Annotated in this window: 21 protein-coding genes; 14 read left to right on the top strand and 7 right to left on the bottom strand. The window is 33.3% G+C overall.

Features of this window, described 5'->3' with window-relative positions; genetic code table 11:
* Window positions 1–17: 17 nt before the first annotated feature.
* Window positions 18–701: an alpha/beta hydrolase family protein gene (locus KW502_RS06755; RefSeq protein ID WP_255554153.1), complete on the bottom strand. Its 684-nt coding sequence runs from the start codon at window positions 699–701 to the stop codon at window positions 18–20.
* 99 nt (window positions 702–800) lie between these two features.
* Between KW502_RS06755 and KW502_RS06750 the strand changes: the two genes are divergently transcribed.
* Window positions 801–1,517 carry a pirin family protein gene (locus tag KW502_RS06750; protein WP_219039775.1) on the top strand — a complete coding sequence of 239 codons (717 nt, stop codon included), beginning with the start codon at window positions 801–803 and terminating at the stop codon, window positions 1,515–1,517.
* 16 nt (window positions 1,518–1,533) lie between these two features.
* Window positions 1,534–1,833 (top strand): GNAT family N-acetyltransferase, encoded by a 300-nt coding sequence (locus KW502_RS06745; RefSeq protein WP_219039774.1) that lies wholly within the window; start codon window positions 1,534–1,536, stop codon window positions 1,831–1,833.
* 45 nt (window positions 1,834–1,878) lie between these two features.
* Here KW502_RS06745 and mtaB read toward each other — a convergent pair whose 3' ends face one another.
* Window positions 1,879–3,234, bottom strand: a complete 1,356-nt coding sequence (gene mtaB / locus KW502_RS06740; protein ID WP_219039773.1) for a tRNA (N(6)-L-threonylcarbamoyladenosine(37)-C(2))-methylthiotransferase MtaB — start codon at window positions 3,232–3,234, stop codon at window positions 1,879–1,881.
* Window positions 3,235–3,560: 326 nt separating this feature from the next.
* Between mtaB and KW502_RS15370 the strand changes: the two genes are divergently transcribed.
* From KW502_RS15370 to KW502_RS06725, 3 genes are all read left to right on the top strand, one after another.
* Window positions 3,561–3,734 (top strand): four helix bundle protein, encoded by a 174-nt coding sequence (locus KW502_RS15370; RefSeq protein ID WP_255554151.1) that lies wholly within the window; start codon window positions 3,561–3,563, stop codon window positions 3,732–3,734.
* Between the two features lie 100 nt (window positions 3,735–3,834).
* Complete coding sequence (locus tag KW502_RS06730) at window positions 3,835–5,460, top strand: ABC transporter substrate-binding protein (RefSeq protein ID WP_219039772.1); 1,626 nt, start codon at window positions 3,835–3,837, stop codon at window positions 5,458–5,460.
* Between the two features lie 41 nt (window positions 5,461–5,501).
* Window positions 5,502–6,020, top strand: coding sequence for a hypothetical protein (locus tag KW502_RS06725; RefSeq protein ID WP_219039771.1), 519 nt, complete (start codon window positions 5,502–5,504; stop codon window positions 6,018–6,020).
* 129 nt (window positions 6,021–6,149) lie between these two features.
* Here the strand turns inward: KW502_RS06725 and mltG are convergent, their stop codons facing one another.
* From mltG to dapF, 3 genes are read right to left on the bottom strand one after another with little or no spacing between them, the layout of a single operon-like run.
* Window positions 6,150–7,193 carry an endolytic transglycosylase MltG gene (gene mltG, locus KW502_RS06720; protein ID WP_219039770.1) on the bottom strand — a complete coding sequence of 348 codons (1,044 nt, stop codon included), beginning with the start codon at window positions 7,191–7,193 and terminating at the stop codon, window positions 6,150–6,152.
* Window positions 7,183–7,713, bottom strand: coding sequence for a GNAT family N-acetyltransferase (locus KW502_RS06715; protein WP_219039769.1), 531 nt, complete (start codon window positions 7,711–7,713; stop codon window positions 7,183–7,185). The genes mltG and KW502_RS06715 overlap by 11 nt, the downstream gene beginning before the upstream one ends.
* Window positions 7,707–8,486, bottom strand: coding sequence for a diaminopimelate epimerase (gene dapF / locus KW502_RS06710; RefSeq protein ID WP_219039768.1), 780 nt, complete (start codon window positions 8,484–8,486; stop codon window positions 7,707–7,709). The genes KW502_RS06715 and dapF overlap by 7 nt, the downstream gene beginning before the upstream one ends.
* A gap of 135 nt (window positions 8,487–8,621) precedes the next feature.
* Between dapF and KW502_RS06705 the strand changes: the two genes are divergently transcribed.
* From KW502_RS06705 to KW502_RS06665, 9 genes are all read left to right on the top strand, one after another.
* Window positions 8,622–10,022: a S1C family serine protease gene (locus KW502_RS06705; RefSeq protein ID WP_219039767.1), complete on the top strand. Its 1,401-nt coding sequence runs from the start codon at window positions 8,622–8,624 to the stop codon at window positions 10,020–10,022.
* A gap of 134 nt (window positions 10,023–10,156) precedes the next feature.
* On the top strand, window positions 10,157–11,602 hold the full coding sequence (locus KW502_RS06700) for a glyceraldehyde-3-phosphate dehydrogenase (RefSeq protein ID WP_219039766.1): 1,446 nt from the start codon (window positions 10,157–10,159) through the stop codon (window positions 11,600–11,602).
* A gap of 166 nt (window positions 11,603–11,768) precedes the next feature.
* A complete protein-coding gene (locus KW502_RS06695) occupies window positions 11,769–12,371 on the top strand; it encodes a hypothetical protein (RefSeq protein ID WP_255554146.1) in 603 nt (200 codons plus the stop codon).
* A gap of 12 nt (window positions 12,372–12,383) precedes the next feature.
* Window positions 12,384–13,061, top strand: coding sequence for a tRNA (guanosine(37)-N1)-methyltransferase TrmD (gene trmD, locus KW502_RS06690; protein WP_219039765.1), 678 nt, complete (start codon window positions 12,384–12,386; stop codon window positions 13,059–13,061).
* Window positions 13,062–13,173: 112 nt separating this feature from the next.
* Window positions 13,174–13,527, top strand: coding sequence for a 50S ribosomal protein L19 (rplS, locus tag KW502_RS06685; RefSeq protein ID WP_219039764.1), 354 nt, complete (start codon window positions 13,174–13,176; stop codon window positions 13,525–13,527).
* Window positions 13,528–13,898: 371 nt separating this feature from the next.
* Entirely contained in the window at window positions 13,899–16,121 is a 2,223-nt protein-coding gene (locus KW502_RS06680) for an NADP-dependent isocitrate dehydrogenase (RefSeq protein ID WP_219039763.1), read from the top strand.
* A gap of 219 nt (window positions 16,122–16,340) precedes the next feature.
* Window positions 16,341–19,565: a SusC/RagA family TonB-linked outer membrane protein gene (locus tag KW502_RS06675; protein WP_219039762.1), complete on the top strand. Its 3,225-nt coding sequence runs from the start codon at window positions 16,341–16,343 to the stop codon at window positions 19,563–19,565.
* Window positions 19,566–19,575: 10 nt separating this feature from the next.
* Window positions 19,576–21,000: a SusD/RagB family nutrient-binding outer membrane lipoprotein gene (locus KW502_RS06670; protein ID WP_219039761.1), complete on the top strand. Its 1,425-nt coding sequence runs from the start codon at window positions 19,576–19,578 to the stop codon at window positions 20,998–21,000.
* Between the two features lie 350 nt (window positions 21,001–21,350).
* Entirely contained in the window at window positions 21,351–22,547 is a 1,197-nt protein-coding gene (locus tag KW502_RS06665) for an IS256 family transposase (RefSeq protein WP_219039760.1), read from the top strand.
* A 74-nt stretch (window positions 22,548–22,621) separates the two neighbouring features.
* On the opposite strand, the gene KW502_RS06660 is transcribed toward KW502_RS06665, so the two are convergent.
* Both KW502_RS06660 and KW502_RS06655 read right to left on the bottom strand, forming a co-directional pair.
* Window positions 22,622–23,095 (bottom strand): DUF4168 domain-containing protein, encoded by a 474-nt coding sequence (locus KW502_RS06660; protein WP_219039759.1) that lies wholly within the window; start codon window positions 23,093–23,095, stop codon window positions 22,622–22,624.
* A gap of 156 nt (window positions 23,096–23,251) precedes the next feature.
* Window positions 23,252–24,148, bottom strand: coding sequence for an NAD(P)-dependent oxidoreductase (locus tag KW502_RS06655; RefSeq protein WP_219039758.1), 897 nt, complete (start codon window positions 24,146–24,148; stop codon window positions 23,252–23,254).
* Window positions 24,149–24,225 lie beyond the last annotated feature (77 nt).

The raw sequence follows: 24,225 nt of genomic DNA, 5'->3' as shown, positions 1-24,225 counted from the left end.
CTTCGTTCTTATGTTTATTAATTTTTAACTAATTCTCCCTCTTCTATTAGAGAAGGTAAATGTTTATTAAACCATCTAAAACGGTTAATAATCATGATATGAGTACCTCCTTCAACAATGATGCAATTTTCTATATTTTTTATAGGAAAAATAAGATCTGAATCGCCATGTATATGAATTGTATTTGGTAACGGACTCTCTTGCTCCCAACAGACCATTTTCTGGATAGCCCAATCTAAGTATTGCTTATCACTCACCGAGAGGTATTGTTTATATAAATGTGCTCTCTTTTTTGTAAATTCTCCTACGGGAAGTTTTTCTAAATCACCTATTCTACCTGCTAAACTTGTAGGTAAAATTTTATAAAGCCCTGTTTTGCGAGCTAATTTCATTCTTGCCGGTAATTCATGCTGTGATTTTACGGTAGAAATTAGAATAAGTCGCTTTACAGGAATTAATTTCGCCATCTCCTGAACAATAACACCTCCAAAAGAAACGCCTATTAATACTGGGTTTGGATGAACTACCTCCTCTAGCATTCTTGTGATGTAAGAATGCATGCACTCATTATGATAAGGTATTTTCCATTTTAACCAATGTATTACATACTTCTCAGGTAGTTTAATATGCTCAAAGATCGAAGGATTTGCTGCCATACCCGGCATAAAATAAACATGAGTCTTTTGGTCTGTTTCTTCCATTTTAACAGCTATATAACAGTGAAACTGATTTAAAAAAATTAAATTTACGCATCAAAAGTAATAGTTATAAAGTGATTTTGATCTTATAAAAAAATTAAAATGCAAAAAATTTTTCACCCTGCTCACACTAGAGGTTCTGCAGACTTTGGCTGGTTAAAAGCCAATTATTCTTTTAGTTTCGCCAATTATTTTAACCCGAATCGGTTACAATTTGGTGCGCTACGTGTGCTTAATGACGATACGATTGATGGAGGAATGGGTTTTGGAACGCATCCTCACCAGAATATGGAGATTATTACCATTCCGTTAGCAGGTGCGCTTCAGCACAAAGATTCTATGGGAAATGAAGGTATTATTCATGAAGGTGAAGTGCAAGTAATGAGCGCTGGTACTGGTGTAGAACATAGCGAATTTAATGGAAGTAAAACTGAAAAAGCCAATACCTTACAAATTTGGGTATTTACCGAAACTGAAAATGTTACGCCAAGATACGACCAAAAAAAATTCTCTTCAGAAGAAAGGCATAACAAATTATTGCCAGTAGTGACTCCTAAAAATGATAATGATGGTAACGCTCTTTGGGTACACCAGCAAACTTATTTTAATTTAGGAAATATAGATGCCGGTAAAAAAATTGTATATCAAGTACATCAAAAAAACCACGGAGTTTATATTTTTCTAATCTCAGGAGAAATTAAAATTGAAGGAGAAACCCTACAAAAAAGAGATGCTCTTGGCGTTTGGGAAATAAACGAAATAGAAATTGAAGTTAATGAAGATGCACGTATACTTTTAATGGAAGTACCCATGGAATAATTTAAAACCTAAAATTATGGAAGATTTTGAAATTAAAAATAATGATTTTTTAAGACAGTTTGAAGCTACAATTCATGACGATTTAATTACCCTTGAATATTCTGAACAAGAGCGAAAAATCTTCCTTTCTAAGTTTAAAATATCCGATCACCTAAAAGAACAAGGGTATCAAGAAAAGTTTTTCACTAAGATATTTGATTACCTTGAAGAAAAAGGAAAAATTAAAATTGTTCCCACAAGTAAAGAAGTAAAAAAATTCTTCCGAGCTAATAAATTTAAATATTCAGACTTACTACCCGTTGGAATGAGTATCTAAAATTGAAATAACACTCCTTCAAAAGAAATTTTTGAAGGAGTGATTTTATACTGCTATATGTGAATTAGATTCTACCAAATTAAAACGTACCAAGCCATCTTCATCGATTTCTTTTAATTTTACCTGATGTAATGTATTTACAAATTCAGGATTCCATGGCATTTTTACTTTCACATAATTTTCAGTAAATCCGTGAATATAACCTTCTTTATTTTCTCCTTCAAAAAGAACGGTGAAAGTCTTTCCTAGCTGACTTTCATAAAATGCTCTCCGCTTTTTAGCCGAAAGACCACGCAACATTTTACTACGCTTTTTTCTCACTTTTAGTGGCACCACTTCTTCCATCGATGCCGCAATGGTGTCGTCTCTTTCTGAATACGTAAACACGTGAAGGTACGAAATATCAAGATCGTTTAAAAAATTGTAAGTTTCTAAAAACAACTCATCGGTTTCTCCAGGAAAACCAACAATTACATCTACCCCAATGCAGGCATTAGGCATTGTTTTTTTAATTTCAGTAACACGATCTACGTATAACTCACGACGATAACGACGTCGCATTAAACCTAATAATTGATTGCTACCACTTTGTAACGGAATATGAAAATGGGGTACAAACGTCTCGCTCTGCGCTACAAAATTGATAGTTTCATTCTTTAACAGATTGGGCTCAATAGAAGAAATACGCAAACGCTCGATACCTTCTACCTCATCTAAAGCTTTCACTAAATCTAAAAAAGTATGTTCGTGTTTTTTATTGCCAAATTCTCCTTTACCATAATCTCCAATATTTACACCGGTAAGAACAATTTCTTTAATATCTTGATCAGAAATTTCTTTGGCGTTCTTCAGCACATTTTCTAGCGTATCGCTTCGAGAAATTCCACGTGCTAAAGGAATGGTACAATACGTACATTTATAATCACAACCATCCTGCACTTTTAAAAATGCGCGCGTTCGATCACCAATCGAATAAGAACCTACGTAAAAATCGGCTTCATCTATTTCACAAGAATGGATTTGAGCGGTGCGAGTTTCAGCAGGCTGACTCAGTAACTCATTTAAATAACTGGTAATGTTGAATTTTTCGGTAGCTCCTAATACTAAATCTACCCCTTCAACATCGGCTAACTCCTCTGGCTTTAATTGCGCATAACAACCAATAGCGATAACAAAGGCATTTTCATTAAGTTTCTGAGCTTGCTTCACGATAGTTTTAAAACGTTTATCGGCATTTTCGGTGACGCTACAGGTATTAATTACATAAATTTCTGCTTTTTCCGTAAACTCTACTTTATTAAAACCTTCATTCTCAAACGAACGGGCAATGGTTGAAGTTTCAGAAAAATTAAGTTTGCAACCTAAAGTGTAAAATGCAACGTTTTTATTTGTTTCTATCATAACAGCTCCTTTCCTAATCTTTTAGTATTATTGTAAGGAATAACTTTGGCGACAAGCCTTGTTATTCCTTACAAAAACGGGTGCAAATATAGTAATGAATTATGAGTTTTGCAGCAGGATTTCTATTTTTTACAATCAAGACATCTTTCTAAATTTTAATGATTTAGCGCTTGGAAGATTGAAGCTAGAAGTTGAAAGACAATAATTTCTTAATTTAGATTTTTAAACCTTACAAATGAGTTTTAAATTTGAAAAACTTAAAATTTAGAAAATCGCAATGGAATTAAGAGAAGAAATTAATTTCAGATAATTTCCCTAAAAAAGAAATGTATAATCTTTCTTCGCAAATTTGTAGAGCTGCAGATTCTGTAGCATTAAATATTACTGAAGGCTCAATCTTACAATCTAGTTCAGAAAATAAAAAATCTCTAGGTTATTCAGTAAGTTCTTTAGCAGAAGTCGTTACTTGTCTTTACTTGTCTTTACAAAGCAAAATATAGAAACTATGTAAGTGAAGAAAGATTTAAAGAAAAATATTAAAAATGCTTCAACCTGATGAATATGATTATTGCTTTTAGAAACTCCATAAATTAAAACTTCGTGCTTCTAACTTCCCACTTCCATACCTCTAGAATATTCCTTTTTATACTTACTTTATTTTTAATTTCTTGCCAAGATACTACGGAAAGGAGCAGAGATCATCTTGTTTTTCGCTACAATGAACACGCAAATATCACCTCGTTAGATCCTGCATTTGCGAAAGACCAACGAAATATTTGGCCCTGCCATCAGCTTTATAATAGTTTAGTTCAATTAGATGATAGTTTAAACATTCAACCAGACTTAGCGAAGCGTTGGACAATTTCTGAAGATGCCAAAACCTATACTTTTTCACTACGGAAAGATGTTTATTTTCATAAACACCAGATTTTTGGCAAAGATGCTACCCGAACTTTTAATGCTGAAGATGTAGTTTACAGTTTAGAGCGATTAACTGATAGAAACTTAGCTTCCCCCGGAAGTTGGGTGATGCAATATGTAGAAACGATTTCTGCGGAAAATGATTCAACAGTAAAGATTCAGCTGAAACAACCTTTCCCTGCATTTTTAGGTTTATTATCGATGAAATTTTGTTCGGTAATTCCTACAGAAATGGAAAAACTCGATTTTAGAGTAAGCCCTATTGGCACCGGTCCGTTTAAATTTAAACGTTGGGAAGCCAATGAAAAACTGGTCTTTAGAAGAAACAATCTTTATTTTGAAAAAGATAACAACGGAAAGCAACTCCCCTATTTAGAAGCTGTTGCCATTACTTTTTTACCCGATAAACAGAGTGAATTTTTACAATTTGCACAAGGGAATCTCGATTTTTTAAGCGGATTGGATCCTTCTTATAAAGATGAATTACTTTCTTCTGTAGGAAAATTAAAAAACAAATACGCCGACCGTATAGAAATGCTTTCTGCCCCCTATTTAAATACCGAATATTTAGGGATTTACCTCGATAGCGACAAGACTGAAATTAAATCTACATCTTTACGCCAAGCTATAAATTATGGTTTTAATCGAGAAACGATGATTACCTATTTACGAAACGGTATTGGAACACCTGCTCAAAACGGATTTATCCCCAAAGGTTTACCAGGATTTGCCAAGAAGAAATACTACGAATACGATCTTCAAAAAGCAAAAGAGCTCCTCGTTAATTACCAAAAAGAAACTGGCGACACCTCTCCAGCAATAAGCATAAGCACCAATTCTTCCTATTTAGATTTGGTAGAATATATACAGCGAGAATTACAAAAAATTGGATTACAAGTAAATATTAATGTGATGCCGCCTTCTACGCTACGCCAACAACGATCTGCCGGAAAATTAGATATTTTTAGGGCCAGTTGGATTGCAGATTATCCTGATGCTGAAAATTATTTATCTTTATTTTATTCTGAAAATTATTCGCCTAACGGTCCTAATTACACGCATTTTAAATCGGATGCATTTGATGATTTATATAAAAAAGCCATCAATACGTCTATAGCAAAAGATAGAATTCCGCTTTACCAACAAATGGATTCGATTATCATGAATGAAGCTGCAGTGATCCCTTTATATTATGATCAAGTAGTGCGTTTTACACAAAAAAATGTAAAAGGTTTAGGGATTAATCCTATTAATTTAATGGATTTAAAACGAGTGAAGAAAATAAAAATTATTAAAAAAAATTGAAAGAGGCAAGAAGTTTGATCTTTCAACATAAAAAATAAGCCATGAATCTTAGGAGAATTTTATTATTACTACTTTTCGTATCAACTTTTACAATTTCTTGTAAAGAAAGTAATCAACACCAAAAAAAAAATACTGATACTTTAAAAGAAGCAGAAACAAAGAAGAAGAAACAAGAAGCGGTAATTGAAAAAGAAGAACCTAGCATTACTAAAGAATCAAAAAACTCAAAATATGTCTGTTTTACCAACGACAACAATAAAAGCAAGAGAATTTGGGTTGAATTTGCAGCGAATGGAAAAGCGAGTCATGTTAAATATGAAGGACAAAATGAGGCGATTTCGCTTCAATACGTTAAAGAAGAATCTACAGAAGGTGGTGCCCACCCTACCATTAAAAATTACTATCAAGAAATTTATAAAGGTGAAGTAAATGGTGAGTATATTTTAACACATTCTGGCGTATGGGATTATGTAACTTATATTCGGGGAAAAGATGGTAAAGAATTTAATTATACGATTGACCATAATAGTAACCCCTATGGTAAAAAACCTTGTTTTTAACAACAAGGTTTTTTAAATTATAAATTTTAATTACTGCGTTAGGGATTGTAATGAAAATCCTTTTAATGAGAATACGAATTAAAAGATTGTAATGTAAAGCCCGCCCCGCTAGGGAAACGCTCAACTCAACTATCGATTAATGCCAACTTTGTTAATCCAACGCACATAAGCTTGGCGGTTGTTATTATGCTGACGCAAACTTTTAGCAAATTTATGATAGCCTGGTTTTTCTGGATTGGCTACAAAGTAATAATAATCGTGATCTTCATAATTTAAAACCGCATCGATGGCAGAAATATCAGGCATCGCAATGGGCCCTGGTGGAAGACCTGCGTATTTGTAGGTGTTATATGGAGAATCTGTTTCTAAGTCTTTATATAGCACACGCTTGATGATTCTATCAAAATCGCCATTTTTCTTCTTTACAGCATAAATTACGGTAGGGTCAGCATCTAATTTTATACCACGCTTATGTCGGTTCATATAAACGCCAGCTACTCTTCTACGTTCATCTACTTTGGCGGTTTCTTTTTGAACGATGGCAGCTAACGTATAAACTTCGTTAGGCGTTAGATCGATCTTTTCTGCTCTTGCTTTTCTATCTTCGTTCCAGAAACGCTGGTACTCTTTAAGCATTCGTGCTCTAAAAGTTTCCGCGGAAGTATTCCAATAAAATTCATATTGATTAGGAATATACATAGCTAAAGCCGTCGCTGGTTGAAACCCATTTTCAACTAAAAAAGCACTATCGCTCATAGTTTGAAGTAAAGAAAGACTATCGGCTTCAATTTGTTTTGAAACTCTACCTGCAAGATCTTCTAAACGTTCTTGATTATTAAATACTAACGAAATAGGTTGGTTGGAGCTTCTTAAGGTATTGATGATATCATTATTACTCATCCCTTTTTTTAACACAAATCTTCCTGCTTTAATATGATTAGCATAAGCTTTCTTTTGAGCCACGACATCAAAACTTTCAATATCTTTTACTAAAGGTCGTAATTGTTCAATAACATCTAAGTAGCTTGCGTCTGTTTTCACAAAAACTTCTTTTGTTTCTGAAGAAAAACTGGTATTAGGGGCAAGAATCGTATGATAAACATAATAACTAAAGATACCTAAACCTACCATCCCTAAAAGAACAATGGCTAACAGAATTTTTTTAATATACATGATTTATAAATTGGTATAATATTTCATTTTTATAGTTTCCCTGAACGAGGTTCCAGTCTTTTTTAACCCCCACTATTTGAAAACCTTGACGTTCAAATAAATGCTGACTCTTTAGATTATCTTCTGCTACATTCGCGTAGACTTGATGAAGCTTTAATCGTTCAAATGCATAATCACACAATAATTGTAAAGCTTCTGCACCAAAACCTTTCCCTCTATTTTGATCATCTACAATTAAAATTCCTATAGCAGCTCTTCGATGCTGCGGGTCAAAATCAAAAATATCTATTAAGCCTAAAGCTTCTAGGTTCTTAGCTTCTATAACTAAACGCAGTTGCTTTACTTCATAAATATCTAGGTGTGCATTTTCTAAATACTGCTTAATTAGAAATCTTGAATAAGGTGTTTGCGTAGAGCTTAACTCCCAAAGCTCTTCTTTATTTTCTATGGTATAAATAAAGTCTAGATCTTCGGGCTCTAAAGGTCTTAAATTTATATTTTTTCCGGTAAGTGTTAGCATAAAATATCACCTTGAAAAACTTGTAGTGCTGGACCACTTAACCAAACTTCCGTAAATTGAGTTTCGTTCTGTTTAAAATTCACCTCTAAAAGACCTCCTGGTGTTTTTATTTTTACGGGTAATGTATGGTATTTTTTAGCAAAAGTGGCAGCGATAGCTACTGCGGTAACTCCAGTTCCGCAGGAAAGTGTTTCATCTTCCACCCCACGTTCATAAGTTCTTGCTTGGAGTATTTCTTCTTGAGGTTCTACAAAATTAACATTAGTCCCTTCATTTTTATAAATGTCGTTGTAACGAATAGCCGCTCCTTCTTTTTTTACATCTAATTGATGAACATCTGAAGTAAAAACAATGTGATGTGGAGAACCCGTATCTAAAAAATATTCATCTCCTAGTTCTTTAATTCCATGAACATTTTGCATTTGAAGATGAATTTTATCGTTCTCAATTTTAGCACGATGCTTCCCATCTATTGCTGTAAAAGTAGCACTCTTATCTACAATATTTAAAAACTCTGCAAACCGAACTAAACAGCGGCCACCATTACCACACATGGTACTTTGGTTGCCATCACTATTAAAGTAAACCATTTTAAAATCATCTTCTTTATCTTCAGAATGCTCGAGTAAGATAAGACCGTCGGCTCCTATGCCAAATTTTCTGTCACACAAATGCTGAATAATTTTGGTATCATTTTTGAAAAACATTTCCCGATTATCAATCATGATAAAATCGTTACCTGTTCCTTGATACTTATAAAATTTTACGGTCATTTTTTCGTTTTAAAAGTGTGCAAATATACAATAATCACTTTGAAATCTATGCCGTTAAAAAACAGTTAAGCAAATATTTTAAGGTTTCAGAAATTTTTAATTTTAAGGTTGAATTATTTAAAACTCCATATAAAAATGAAAAAAATAACAAGTTTACTATTTGTATCTATGTTGGGTGGAGCACTTACCCTTGGGAGCTATAAACTATTTTTAGAAGATGAAAACAGCGCACCCATTTATCAAACGCAAGAAAAGCAACAAAAGCAAGCTGCTTCTTTTATTTCAAATAAATTTGCCGCTGGAAGTAATGCGGTAAATACAGATTTTACAGAAGCCGCGAATAAAACGGTTCATGCCGTAGTTCACGTAAAAAATGTAGCGGTAGGAAGGCAGCCTAGAACATTAAGAGAATATATGAGTGGAATGCGAGGAGGAAGAGCCATTCAAGGTGCGGGATCTGGTGTAATTATTACTCCAGACGGCTATATTGTTACTAATAATCATGTAATTGATGGAGCTAGTGAGCTAGAAGTTACTTTAAATAACAACCTCACCTACAAAGCTAAAGTTATAGGTACAGACCCACAGTCTGATATTGCCTTAATAAAGATAGAAGCTGAAGATTTAGAATACATTCCGTTTGGAGATAGTGATACCGTAAGTATAGGAGATTGGGCATTAGCAGTTGGTAATCCTTTCAACTTAACTTCTACCGTAACTGCAGGTATTATTAGTGCCAAGGGAAGAGATTTAAATGAAGGAGACTCAAAAATGCAATCTTTTATACAGACAGATGCTGCCATTAATCCAGGAAACAGCGGGGGCGCATTAGTAAATACCAATGGAGAATTAATTGGTATCAATACTGCGATAACCTCACAAACCGGTAGTTATATTGGCTATGGTTTTGCTGTACCAAGTAATAATGCTAGAAAGATTGTAGAAGATATTTTAGAATATGGAGATGTACAACAAGCGATTTTAGGAATTACCGGCGCTACATTAGACCCGAAAGCTTCCAAAGAAAGAGAACTTTCTATTTCTCAAGGTGTGTATGTTGCCTCAAGTGCTGATGGCGCAAAAAAAGCAGGCTTAAAAGAAGGCGATTTAATCACAGCAATAGACCATGTAAAAGTAAGAAAGCTTTCAGATTTAACTTCTTACATTAAAACTAAACGTCCAGGTAGTGAGGTAGATGTAAATTACTTCAGAAACGGCGAAGAGAAAACTGCTCACGTAAAGCTAACCAAATATGAAACTTTTGCTTTAGAAGTAGCTGGAGTTGAAATTACTAACGCAGATGAGAATTACCTGAGCAATTTTGGAACAGATAGCGGTGTCAAAATTATACGAAGTTTATCGCAACATTTTGAAATTCCACAAGATAAATTCATTATTATAGCTATTGATGATCAAAAAGTTTCAACAATTAATGATGTTAAAAAAATAATGAATCAAAAAAATAATAACGAAATTACTAAAGTAACTTTTAGAAGTATTAATGGACAGCAAGAAAGCTACACTTTCAAACCTTAAAATATTATATTTTTCGCAAGATCTCCTTATTACGATAAGGAGATTTTTTTTATTAAAAACAGTTACGAAAACGATTGATATTTGTACTTTTGTCTTGACTTTTTAATTTTTATTCACAAAAACATCAATAAAAAATGAGTCAGAACGCAGCATACGAGAAAGAATTAGCCTTTCAGGCAAATCGCAGAAAAGCTACTGTAGAATTTATTAAAATAATTAGTGATTTATGGTATGATAAATCCATAGAAATGGTTCTTTTCAGAAATCAGCTGATCGACAAGAATGTAAGTGAAATTTTAAACTTACATGAGTATGCGGCAAAGTTTGTTCAAAAACCATTTTCCATTTTTGATTCTGTAGAAATTGTAAAAGCTATTTTAGCTTTAGATCTTCCACCCGCAAAGTTAGATATTGGTAAATTAACCTATGAATATCAGCTAGAAAGTTCTAAACATAATGCTACTGCTTTTATTTCTAATAAACTTTCTAAAGCCAAATCATACAAAAATATAGCTCCTAAAGATGTTGTCTTATATGGTTTTGGTAGAATAGGAAGACTATTAGCTAGAGAACTAATGACCAAAACAGGCAAAGGCAGTCAACTAAGGCTTAGGGCAATTGTCACTAGAGGAGCTGTAGATAAAACTATTTTAGAAAAAAGAGCTTCTCTATTAAAGAGTGATTCTGTGCATAGCGATTTTTCGGGTACCGTGAGTGTAGACGAAAAGAAAAAAGCACTTATCATTAACGGCACTACTGTTTATATAATCTCTGCCAACCAACCTGAAGATATTGATTATACTCAATACGGAATTGATGACGCATTAATAATTGACAATACTGGAGCATTTAGAGATGAAGAAGCATTAAAGCGTCATTTAAAAGCAAAAGGTGCTAGTAAAGTTTTACTTACTGCACCAGGAAAAGGAATTCCGAATATTGTACATGGCGTTAATCATAAAGAATATGATCCAGACCAAGTATCCATTTTCTCTGCAGCCTCTTGCACCACCAATGCCATCACCCCTATTTTAAAAGCTGTAGAAGATTCTTTAGGCGTACAACATGGTCATCTAGAAACTATTCACGCCTATACAAACGATCAAAATTTGGTCGATAACATGCATGATAAATACAGAAGAGGTCGTGCCGCTGCTTTAAATATGGTAATCACAGAAACTGGTGCAGGAAAAGCTGTCGCCAAAGCTTTACCTGTTTTTGAAGGTAAACTTACCTCTAGCGCCATAAGAGTTCCTGTCCCTAACGGCTCACTAGCTATTCTAAACTTAACCTTAAAAAATCCTATTTCATTAGAAGGGATAAATACCATCATAAAAAAATATGCTTTAGAAGGTGATTTAGTAGAACAAATAAAATATTCGTTAGACAACGAATTGGTATCTTCAGATATTATAGGTTCTTCTGCGCCCTCTATTTACGATAGTAATTCTACCATTGTTACTGAAGATGGCAAAAACTTAATCGTCTACATTTGGTATGATAATGAATATGGTTACAGTCATCAAGTTATTCGTCTGGCTAAATACATAGCCAAAGTTAGGCGGTTTACTTACTATTAATTAGTAAAAACTGTCGTCTAAAAACCTACCGCTTGCCCGGTAGGTTTTTTTTATTTTTAAGTTTAAATATTCTGAGCTTTACCTATATTTGAGCCTTTAATTTTAAATAAAACTTTTACAATAAAGTTGAATAACATAAGTTATTTAATCTGAATATTAATTTGCAATGATGAAATTAAACCAAGTATTTTTCACTTTCATTTTCATTTCTATTAGTCTCTTAGGCTTTGCTCAAGAAGAAGAAAATGAACAAGAATTAACGACGATTAACAGTCAATTTAATGAAGTAATCGAATCTTCTAACAATTATCAAGATTATAAAGTTGTAAAACAAAATCAACTTTTACAACTTCAAAGAAAAACGGTTGAGCGAATTAAATCGTTAAATGCAGAAATTAACAATTCTAAAAAAACCATTGAAAAGCAAAAAGCTGAAGTAAATAGCTTAAACGCAGAGTTAACCCAAACTCAAAATAATTTAAATAAAATTACAGAAGAAAAAGACGAAATTTCTTTCTTTGGTATTGCCACCAATAAAGGCACCTACCAAACCATCATGTGGATTATTATTTTGGTGCTAGTTTTAATTTTAGTATTCTTTGTATACAAATACAAACAAAGTAATATTCAAACTAAAGAAGCTAAAATTAATTTAGCTAAGAATGAAACTGAATTTGACGAGTACCGCAAACAAGCGCTTGAAAAACAGCAAAAATTAGGCAGACAACTTCAAGACGAAAAAAACAAACAAAATAAAAATAAACTCTAAGTTAGGCCTTTTATGCGTATCGATATTATCAGCGTTGTTCCAGATCTTTTAAAAAGCCCCTTTGAGGCTTCTATTCTAAAGCGAGCGATAGAAAAAAAATTAGTAGAAGTTCATCTTCACAACTTAAGAGATTATGTAAATGATAATTACAAGCAGATTGATGACTATCAATTTGGAGGTGGTGCCGGAATGGTGATGATGATTGAACCTATCGATAAATGTATTTCAGATTTAAAAGCACAGCGAGCTTATGATGAGGTTATTTATATGACTCCCGATGGAGAAACTTTAACTCAAAAAATTGCCAATCAAATTTCTTTGCAAGGCAATATTATTATTCTTTGCGGTCATTATAAAGGTGTAGACCAACGCGTAAGAGACCACTTTATTACTAGAGAAATTTCTGTCGGTGATTTTGTTTTATCGGGTGGTGAATTAGGCGCTGCCATACTCTGTGATGCTGTAATTAGACTTATACCAGGGGTTTTAGGTAATGAAACTTCTGCCCTTACAGATTCTTTTCAAGACGATTTATTAGCCCCACCAATTTATACAAGACCTGCAGAATATAAAGGATGGAAAGTGCCCGAAATACTAACCAGCGGTAATTTTCCTAAGATTGAAACTTGGCGAGAAGAACAAGCTTACCAACGTACTCTAGAAAAAAGACCTGATCTCTTAAAAGATTAATTCTTTAAACTTGTTATTTAAAAAATAAATATTATTTTTGCAACCGCTTCTATATTAACCTCTGGCGATAGTCGTGAATGTTGATTAAGAATTATTTTAAATCTATTTAACAATGGAATCGTTAATTAAATTTGTTCAAGACGAATTCGTAACAAAAAAAGAATTTCCAAAATTTAACGCAGGAGACACAATCACTGTTTACTACGAAATTAAAGAGGGTGCTAAAACTCGTACTCAGTTTTTTAGAGGTGTAGTTATTCAAATTAAAGGTACAGGTACTGCTCAAACTTTTACAATTCGTAAAATGAGTGGAACAGTTGGTGTAGAGCGTATTTTCCCTATCAACTTACCTGCTTTACAGAAAGTAGAAATTAATAAAAGAGGTAAAGTTCGTAGAGCTAGAATTTACTACTTTAGAGAACTTACTGGTAAAAAAGCAAGAATTAAAGAACGTCGTTTCAAATAATTCTTTCCTTTTAAAAAATACATTAAAACCTTCAGTTTCTACTGAAGGTTTTTTTATGCAATTAAAAAATGGGGTCTTTAATTTCTTCTTTAGAAAAAGACCTAGATTATTAACTTCAAAATTCATCTCTAAAGAAAATTGAGTGCAAACTCTACTTCTATTTAATATTTTCTTTTTGTTTTCTAATAAATAAAAGCATATTTCCTCTTTCTTAACAGATTTCTAATTAAAAATATACTGCAAAAAAGGCTTCAATTCATTATATTTGTGATACTCACAAAAATCTATATTACGTTCTCACATAGATTGATTAACTGAATTAATAACTTAAGATTTCATATAATCTTTAAAAACTAAATCATACAATTCAAATGGCAGAACAACCAAGAATTATTTATACAAAAACAGACGAAGCTCCGTTTTTAGCGACACACTCTTTATTACCTATTATAGAAGCTTACACTAAGTCTTCGGGAATTCATGTAGAAACTAAAGATATTTCTTTAGCAGCAAGAATCTTAGCTGTTTTTCCGGAAGTTTTAAATGAAGATCAAAAAGTTGCAGACGCTTTAGCAGAATTAGGAGAATTGGCTAAATCTCCAGAAGCAAATATTATTAAATTACCAAACATTAGTGCTTCTATTCCGCAATTAAAAGCAGCAATTAAAGAGTTACAATCCAAAGGTTACAAATTACCTAACTATCCAGATGAGCCTGCCACCGAAGAAGAATCGGTAACCAAGAAAAAATACGATAGCGTTAAAGGTAGTGCTGTAAACCCAGTATTAAGAGAAGGAAACTCTGATCGTAGAGCACCAAAAGCCGTAAAAAATTACGCAAAGAAAAATCCACATCGTATGGGAGATTGGAGTAAAGACTCTAAATCTCACGTATCAACGATGAAAAGTGGAGACTTTTTTGCTAATGAAAAATCAGTAACCATTGAAAAAGAAGGTGATGTAAAAATTCAATTAGTAGGCAAAGATGGAAACACTAGCGTACTAAAAGAAAAGACACACGTTTTAGAAGGGGAAGTGATTGATGGTACTTTTATGAGTACAAAAGCTTTGGTTAAGTTTTTAAAAGAGCAAATCGCTGAGGCAAAAGAACAAGGTGTTCTCTTTTCACTTCATATGAAAGCAACGATGATGAAGGTATCAGACCCTATTATTTTTGGTCGCGCCGTAGAAGTTTTCTTTGCAGATGTATTTGAAAAATATGCTAAAGAATTAAAAGAAGTAGGTGCAGATGCAACTAGTGGTTTAGGTGCTGTACTTAATGCAATAGATCATCTTCCTGCAGATAAAAAAACAGCGATTGAAGCCGATATTCAAAAAGATTTAGAAAACGGTCCAGATATCGCTATGGTAAATTCTGATAAAGGAATTACCAATTTACATGTGCCAAGTGATGTAATTATTGATGCTTCAATGCCTGCAATGATTAGAACTTCTGGTCAAATGTGGAATAAACATAACAAAACTCAAGATACCAAAGCAGTAATTCCTGATAGTAGTTATGCTCCACTTTACCAAGCCACAATAGAATTTTGTAAAGAAAATGGTGCGTTTGACCCAACTACTATGGGAACAGTACCTAATGTTGGCTTAATGGCTCAAAAAGCTGAAGAATACGGTTCTCACGATAAAACTTTTGAAATTACAACAGACGGTAAGGTTCAGGTTGTAAACAACGAAGGTAAAGTTTTAATTGAGCATGAAGTGGAAGCAGGTGACATTTGGAGAATGTGCCAAGTGAAAGATGCACCTATCCAAGACTGGGTAAAATTAGCTGTAAACCGTGCTAAAGACACCAACTGGCCAGCAATTTTCTGGTTAGATGAAGATAGAGCTCACGATGCTGAATTAATTAAGAAAGTAACTACTTACTTAAAAGATCACGATACTGAAGGCTTAGACATTCAAATCATGTCTACAGAAAAAGCTACGACCTATACCTTAAAAAGAGTAAAAGAAGGAAAAAATACCATTTCTGTAACTGGAAATGTATTAAGAGATTACTTAACTGACCTCTTCCCTATTTTAGAATTAGGTACAAGTGCAAAAATGCTTTCTATTGTTCCGTTAATGAATGGTGGTGGTTTATTTGAAACTGGTGCCGGAGGTTCTGCTCCAAAGCACGTTCAACAATTTGTAGAAGAAGGGCATTTACGCTGGGATTCTTTAGGTGAATTTTTAGCGCTTGCCGTTTCGCTAGAACATTTGGGTAAAAAATATGACAATGCAAAAGCATTAGTTTTAGCAGAAACTTTAGATGAAGCCACCGATAAATTCTTAGATAACAAGAAATCTCCTTCTCGTAAAGTAAACGAGTTAGATAATCGTGGTAGTCACTTTTATTTAGCGATGTACTGGGCAGAAGCTTTAGCTCATCAAGATAAAAATGAAGAGCTGAAAACTGAATTTTCTGAAATCGCTTCAGCAATGAAAGAAAATGAAGATAAAATTATAACCGAATTAAATGCAGCACAAGGAAACCCTGTAGATATTAATGGTTATTATTACCCTGATACCAAACTTGTTTATAAAGAAATGAGAGCAAGTGAAACTTTAAATAGTATTATTAATAAGTAAGTTTTCAACATATTTATTAACTTAAAAAAAAGCTACGCTTAATGCGTGGCTTTTTTTAATTATTTACCGATGATAATATCACTTAATGAAATTAAAACGTTAATAAAAAACAAATTTAATGTTAAAATAACATAAAAAACCTGTTAAATAACATTATAAATGATTGTTCTTAATCTTTTTTTTAACTACTTCAAAGTGGCTAATTCAAATAAATAAAATATGAGAACAAAATTAAAGGTGTTTTTTACACTATTGAGTGTGCTAATTTCACAGGTGCTTTTGGCACAGACAAGTGAAATTAAAGGCACAGTAACAGACGACAACCAGTTACCTCTTCCAGGGGTTAATGTGGTTATTAAAGACACATCAACAGGTACTCAAACCGATTTTGATGGTAATTACACAATACAAGCTAAAGAAGGAGATATACTTGTATTTTCGTATGTAGGGTTAAAAACGACAGAATATTCAGTAACTAATAATACGACAATCGATGTGGTATTAGAACCAGATTCTGCTCAGTTAGACGAAGTTGTAGTTACAGCATTAGGTATTGAAAGAGAAAAAAAATCACTTGGTTATGCTACACAAGAAGTAGATGGTTCTGAAGTTTCAGATGTTCCACAATCTAACTTTATTAATTCTTTACAAGGTAAAGTTGCGGGATTAAAAGTTAATCCTTCAGGAACTATGGGTGGTTCTTCTAATACCATTATTAGAGGTTTTTCTTCTTTAACAGGAAATAACCAAGCACTCTATGTAATCGATGGAATCATCATTGATAATTCAAATAATAATACTGCAGATCAAACTTCTGGTGTTGGTGGTTATGATTATGGTAATGCGGCAACCGATGTTAACCCAGAAGATGTTGAATCTATTAATGTTTTAAAAGGTGCTGCGGCAACTGCATTATATGGTTCTAGAGCTTCAAATGGTGCTATTATTATTGAAACTAAAAAGGGAAAGAAGAGAAACGGTATTGGCGTTTCAGTAAATTCTACATTTACAGTTTCTGAAGTAAACAGTAATACGCTTCCAAAATATCAAAATAGATATGGTGCTGGCTATGGTGAATTTTACGGTCCAAATGAAGATTCATACTTCAATTCTGCAGATATTAATAATGACGGTATACTAGATCCTGTGGTACCCACTACCGAAGACGCTTCGTACGGAGCGGCTTTCGATGGTCAACCAGTTTATCAGTGGAATTCTTTATTTCCACAATTAAATACTTATCAGCAAGCAACGCCTTGGCGAGCTGCAAGAAACAATCCTAACTCAGTATGGGAAACAGGAACTACCGCTATTAACTCTTTTGCGATAAGCGGTGGTGGTGAATCAAATGCGTTTAGATTAAGTGTTACTAACTTTGATCAAAATGGTAACCTACCTAACAGTAATATTAAGAGAAACACTATAAAATTTAATGGATCACAGGATATTACAGATAAATTTAGTGTTTCTACCAATATTAGTTATATCAAGACAGATGGTAAAGGTAGATATGGAACAGGATATGATTCTGAAAACCCTATGCAAGCATTCAGACAGTGGTGGCAAACCAACGTTGATTTAAAAGAACAAAAACAAGCGTATTTAGATACAAGACAAAATATAACTTGGAATTTAAATGGACCTGGAAATACCGCGCCAGTTTATACAGATAATTTCTATTGGACTCGATACGAAAATTTTGAGACCGATACTCGTAACCGTTATTTTGGTAATTTTATCATGAATTATGAGATTAACGATGTATTTAGCGTTTTAGGACGTTTCACGTTCGACACCTATGATGAGTTAAGAGAAGAAAGAAGAAATGTTGGTAGTACTGGCGTATCAAATTATTCTAGGTACAATAATAGACAAGCAGAATATAATTACGATATTATTTTAAATATAAATAAAGACATTACAGACAATATTAATTTAGATGGTAACGTTGGGTGGAATTTAAGAAGACAAGAATGGAATAATATACTTGCTAGTACAAATGGAGGCCTAAATGTTCCTGGATTATATTCTTTATCGAATTCTAGATCACTGTTATTAGCTCCTGAAGAGTATGATGCGGATAAATTAGTAGATGGTATTTACGCTAGAGCCAGTCTTGGATTTTTTAATAACTATTTTATTGAAGGTACGATTAGAAGAGATAGATCATCTTCTCTACCTGCAAGTAATAATACCTATTATTATCCATCAATTTCGGGTAGTGCACTTTTATCTAATGTTATTGAAGCAGATTGGTTATCGTTTGCAAAAATAAGGGCAAATTATGCAGAAGTAGGGTCTGATACAGATCCATATAGAATACTTCAAACATACAGTCTATTAGATCCTTTTGATGGCTCTGCAATTGCTAGTAATTTAGGAGATATTAACAATCCAAACCTAAAACCTGAAAGAACCAAATCTTATGAGTTCGGTTTAGAAGCAAATCTTTTTAACAATAGAATAGGTTTTGATGTTACGTATTACAATAGTACTACTGAAGATTTGATTACTCCAGTAGAAATCTCTCGTTCAACAGGATTCAATAGAGCAATTAGAAATGCAGGATCTTTAGAAAATAAAGGTTGGGAAGTACAATTGAGAGGTACACCTATTAAAACAAAAAATTTCTCTTGGAATATTTCTGCCAATTGGGCTAGAAACCGTAGTGAAGTTATAGAGTTAGATGAGAGTCTTTCTAATCTTCCTTTAGCAAACTTACAAGGTGGTATTACGATTGATGCAAGTCCTGGTCAGCCATACGGAGCAATAAGAGGTACAGATTATATTTACAGTAATGGTCAAAGAGTTGTTGGAGATGATGGTTATTACCAAATTTCTGAAACTAATAATGAGATCATCGGTAATATTCAACCCGATTGGGTTGGTGGTGTACAAAATACATTTGCCTATAAGAATATTAGTTTAGGATTTTTAATTGATATTCAGCAAGGTGGTGATATTTTCTCATTAGATACCTGGTATGGGTTCAACACTGGTATATACGATAGAACCGTAGGTACGAACGATTTAGGTAATCCGCTAAGAGCTCCATTAACTGACGATCAAAACAGTGGAGGTATAATTTTACCTGGTGTAACTGAATCTGGAGAACAAAATAATGAGAGAATCTCTTTAGAAGATTCTAATGGAACTCCATATGGTTACGCAAATGATGCGAATAAAGGTCATATATACGATGCTTCTTATGTTAAATTAAGAGAAGTAACATTAACTTATAAGTTTGGTGAGAATATTATAGGAAATACGCCTATTACAAACGCCTCATTATCTTTAATCGGAAGAAATTTATGGATCATTCATAAAAATATTCCTTATTCAGATCCTGAAGCGGGATTAAGTTCTGGTAATATTCAAGGTTATCAATCTGGTGCATATCCAGCTTTTAGAGAAGTTGGTGCAAGTCTTAAACTTAACTTTTAAATAAAAAAATATGAAAAAATATATAGTTAGCATATTTTCTTTATTACTACTTATATCTTGTAGTGATGATAAATACGAAAGGATGAATGTCGATCCTAAAAATCCTTCTAGTGTACCTGCAGAATACTTATTCTCGAGTGCATCTAAAGAATTAATGGATCAAGTCACAAACTTAAATGTAAATACGAACATTTTTAGGTTTGTTAGTCAGTATCTGACATCAACAACATATACACAAGAACCTAATTATAATTTAACCGATAGAAACATCCCGGGTTCTCATTTTACACTTCTGTATAGAAATGTTCTTATAGATTTAAAAGACGCTGAAGAGTTTGCAATTGCTAACGATCAATTGCTTGAAGAAAGTGAAGTTAATGCACGTTTAGCACAAATACACGTTTTACAAGTTTTTACTTGGCAATATTTAGTTGATACATTTGGTAATGTACCTTACACTGAAGCATTAGATACTGAAAATACAACTCCAGTTTATGATGATGCAAATGCGATTTATGAAGACTTGATTAATAAACTAATTGATAATAATGAAAATTTTGGAGGTCAAGGATTCCCTGGTGGTGAAGATTTGATCTACGATGGTAATATGGATAAATGGCAAAAATTTTCAAACTCCTTATTACTAAGATTAGGTATGCGATTAACCGAATCCAATCCTGAATTAGCGAATCTCGCAGTTCAAACTGCTGTTTCAAATGGTTTAATGACCTCTAATGATGATAACGCGATTTTTCAATACTTAAACTCTACGCCAAACACCAACCCATTATGGGAAGATTTAGTACAAAGCGGACGTAATGATTTTGTTGCAGCTAATACAATTGTCGATTATATGAATGATCTAGAAGATCCTCGTAGAACGGTTTATTTTGACGACAATCTAGAAGATGGTTACAACGGAGGAACCTATGGAGCAAGTAATAGTTATAGTGCAAATACGCACATTGGGGCAGAATTTAGAGATCCTGCACATCCAGGTATTTTAATGGACTATACAGAAGTAGAGTTTCTACTAACAGAAGCTGCTGCCAGAGGTATTGCAGGTGTCAATGATGCAGAATCACATTACGAAAATGCAATTACAGCATCAATGCAATATTGGTTAGGTGATGATGTAGATGTAGACTCTTACTTAGATCAGGACAATGTAGCTTATTCTGACGATAACTGGGAAGAAACTGTTGCTTTACAATTCTGGTTAGCTATGTATGACAATGCTTTCCAAGGCTGGTATGTTTGGAGAAAATTTGATGCTCCAGTATTAAATATTCCTTCAGTTACAGAAAATCCAGTTCCATTACGATTTACCTATCCCATTTTAGAACAAAATCTAAATGGAGCAAGTTATAATGAAGCTGCCAATGCAATTGGAGGCGATACACAACAAACACCATTATTTTGGGATGTTCAATAAGTTAGACTATTAGCAAAAGAAAATTTCCACTAAACTTTATCTTTTGTTAATTAAAGCCCAGACCTTTCGGTCTGGGCTTTTCGTTTTATTAAACTAAATTATTTTTTTAATCTATATATTCTAAAATTAGATCGCATGACTAAAATTTAGTTGTAATCTTCTATAAGCATCTAAATTATCAGATATTATACTTAACCTATTCATAATAAAATGAAAGAGGAAAATGAACACTACAAAAAAGGCGATGCGAAAGCATCGCCTTGGGACTATTTCATAAAGTGTGTAAGTTAAAAAAATAGCAGGGGTTGCAACCCCTGCTATTTTTTGTTTAATTTTAATTTTCACACATTATGAAAAAAAAAGATTTATTTAACGACGATTTCCTTAAACAGTTTAAAACTGGTGATGAGCTTACTGGTTTTCTTAAGGAGATACAGAAGCGTGGTATCGAAAAGATGCTGGAAGGTGAGCTTGATGGGCATCTTGATTATGGTAAACACCAGAAATCCAACGGAGACAATGCGCGTAATGGACACTCTAAAAAGAAGGTGAAAACATCATTTGGAGAGTCTGAAATTTCGGTCCCTAGAGATAGAAAGGCCTCATTCAATCCTATAGTAGTCCCAAAAAGAGGCAGTATGGTCGATGGAATTGAGAATGTCATCATATCGCTCTACGCTAAGGGAATGAGCAACAGCGATATCGAAGAGCAGATTCGTGAAGTTTACAATTTTGATGTCTCCACTTCTACCATATCAAGGATTACAGAGATAATCTCAGGCGATATAGTTGCCTGGCAGAACCGTCCTCTTGAACCTGTATACCTTATTGTTTGGATGGATGGGATCGTCTTCAAGGTACGTAAAAACTCCAAGGTCATTAACAAAACCGTCTATATTGCGGTTGGCCTTCGAGGTGATGGCAAAAAGGAAGTTCTAGGTCTATGGTTAGGTAAGAATGAGTCAGCAGCTTTCTGGATGAGCGTATTAACCGATATAAGAGCACGTGGCACAGAAGGTATACTTATCACTGCTACTGATAATCTCAATGGGTTTACCGCTACTATCAAAACTGTTTTCCCTGAATCCAAAACTCAGATATGTGTAGTACATCAAATCAGAAACGCTTGTAAATACGTAGTATGGAAAGATAAAAAACAATTTACAAAAGATATGAAGCACATCTATGACGCACCTACAAAACAAGCTGCTGAAGCTGCTTTAAAGGATTTTGCTCAAAAGTGGGAAAGTAAGTACTCTTATGCCATTAAAAGCTGGCAAGATAACTGGGATGAGCTTACCGTATTCTTTGAGTTCCCAATAGAAATTAGAAAAATCATCTATACTACAAACCTTATTGAAAACTTAAATGGTAAGATAAGAAAGTACACTAAAAACAAACTTTACTTCCCAACAGATGATGCTGTAATGAAATCCGTATATTTGGCTGTGAGGGAGGCTACCAAAAAGTGGTCGATGCCTGTAAGAAACTGGGGCATCATTTTAAATCAATTCCTAACGATCTATGAAAAAAGGGTCAGACTTTAAAAAGTCTAACCCCTGTTATTTTAAACTTACACACTTGACGGGATAGTGTCACTTTTTACACGTTAATTTGAAGATTATCCTTCTGTACCTGAAGTTTGTTTCTTCATCATAATAGCTTGAAGCTTTTGTTGTAAAGCTTGATCGTTTTGAATAGCAGCAGCTACTTCTTGATATCGCTGCATCGTAAGTCCTTTTTCTTTAATTAAGCCTTCCTTTTGAGTTTGTAACTTTGGCTGCATAGCTTGTATTTCAGTCATCAATTCTTGATGTGCCGCTAATTCTTCTTTAGTTGCATCTACCTCAGTATTTGGATCCATCTGAGCTTTTTGAATTTCTTGAAATTTATTTACATCTAAACCTGATTCTTCAATCATAGTTACCATTTCTTGCTGAGCTTTTTGATTTTCAACTTGCACCGCTTGATAAGCATCTGCAAAGTTAGATAAATCTTGATCAGTTACTTTTTTAGCTTCTGTCTGTGCAGACATTCCAATAGTTCCTACGGTTGCTAAAAATAAAAATAAGTTTAGTTTTGCTTTTTTTAACATAATTTAATTTTAAATTTTACTTTTTTTAAAAGAAATAATAGTTAACGTTTAGTATTATAACAATTAACTATAGAATATTCCCACTATTAATTGTAATTTCTCAAATGTAATGCCATTAATTTGGAATGACAAAAAATCAGAATATCTTAACTTACTTTAACGGTTTTTAAATTGCTTAATGTTTTCTAATACTTTAACAGACAGACGTTCTTGGGTTTCTTTAGACCAGCCCGCACTTTTTTGGTGGTTTATTAGGTTTTTTGTATTTTTTAATGACTGTGGAAGTGAAGTTGTGGCATCTCCATCTACAATTGTGTAATTATTACTCAACTTTAACCAATTTTCAAAAGAACTTAGCTCAAATACTAAACCTAATGAAGTATTGATTAAAATTTTATTTTCTCCAAACTCCTTAAATTCTTTCTCATTTAATAAGACCGTATTTTTAGGAAGGTGTATTGAGATAATCTCACAAGTGTTTAGCAAATCATTTAATTCTAAATATTGTAATTGATCATTTTCAAATTCGGGCTTTCGAGTTCTACTGAAATAAAAAACCTCAACATTTAAGCTTATTAAAGCTTTTGCTAATAGTTGTCCTGTGGTACCTAAACCTATTATCCCTATTTTTCTACCGCTTAATTCTACCGGATTTTCTTGCCATTGGTGTTCTCCAAAACCATGTAAAAGTTGTATTAATCCTGAAATTATAAACTCAATTACACCAGGATCACCATAATCAAAAATACCTGTCACCTCAATATTTTTCTTTTCAGCATAATCGACAGCTACGTTGGCAGATTCATTATCATATAGCGAACAAGCCATTCCTATGTATTTAAGACTTGTGGCTGCATCAATAATTTCTTTTGAGATTTCAGTCTGCCAAGAAACGATAATTGCTTCGGTATCTTTAACCCTATTTTTCAACTCATCAAACGAAGGTTGATCATGATAAACCTCAACATTTTCTGCATATTCATTTAATCGGTCTAATGCTTCCGTATTCATTTTCGTTTCATCTACAACGACTAGCTTTTTAAATTTTCTCATTTGCTTAAAATAAAAAACCGATGAAGAACAGCTCATCGGTTTTTGAAAATTTTAATAATTATTTAAATAAGATACGG

This window comes from Mesonia aestuariivivens, from assembly GCF_019311235.1.
Taxonomy (GTDB): Bacteria; Bacteroidota; Bacteroidia; order Flavobacteriales; family Flavobacteriaceae; genus Mesonia; species Mesonia aestuariivivens.
Note: the sequence above shows the minus strand (reverse complement) of the source record. Positions and strands in the feature narration are given on the sequence as shown.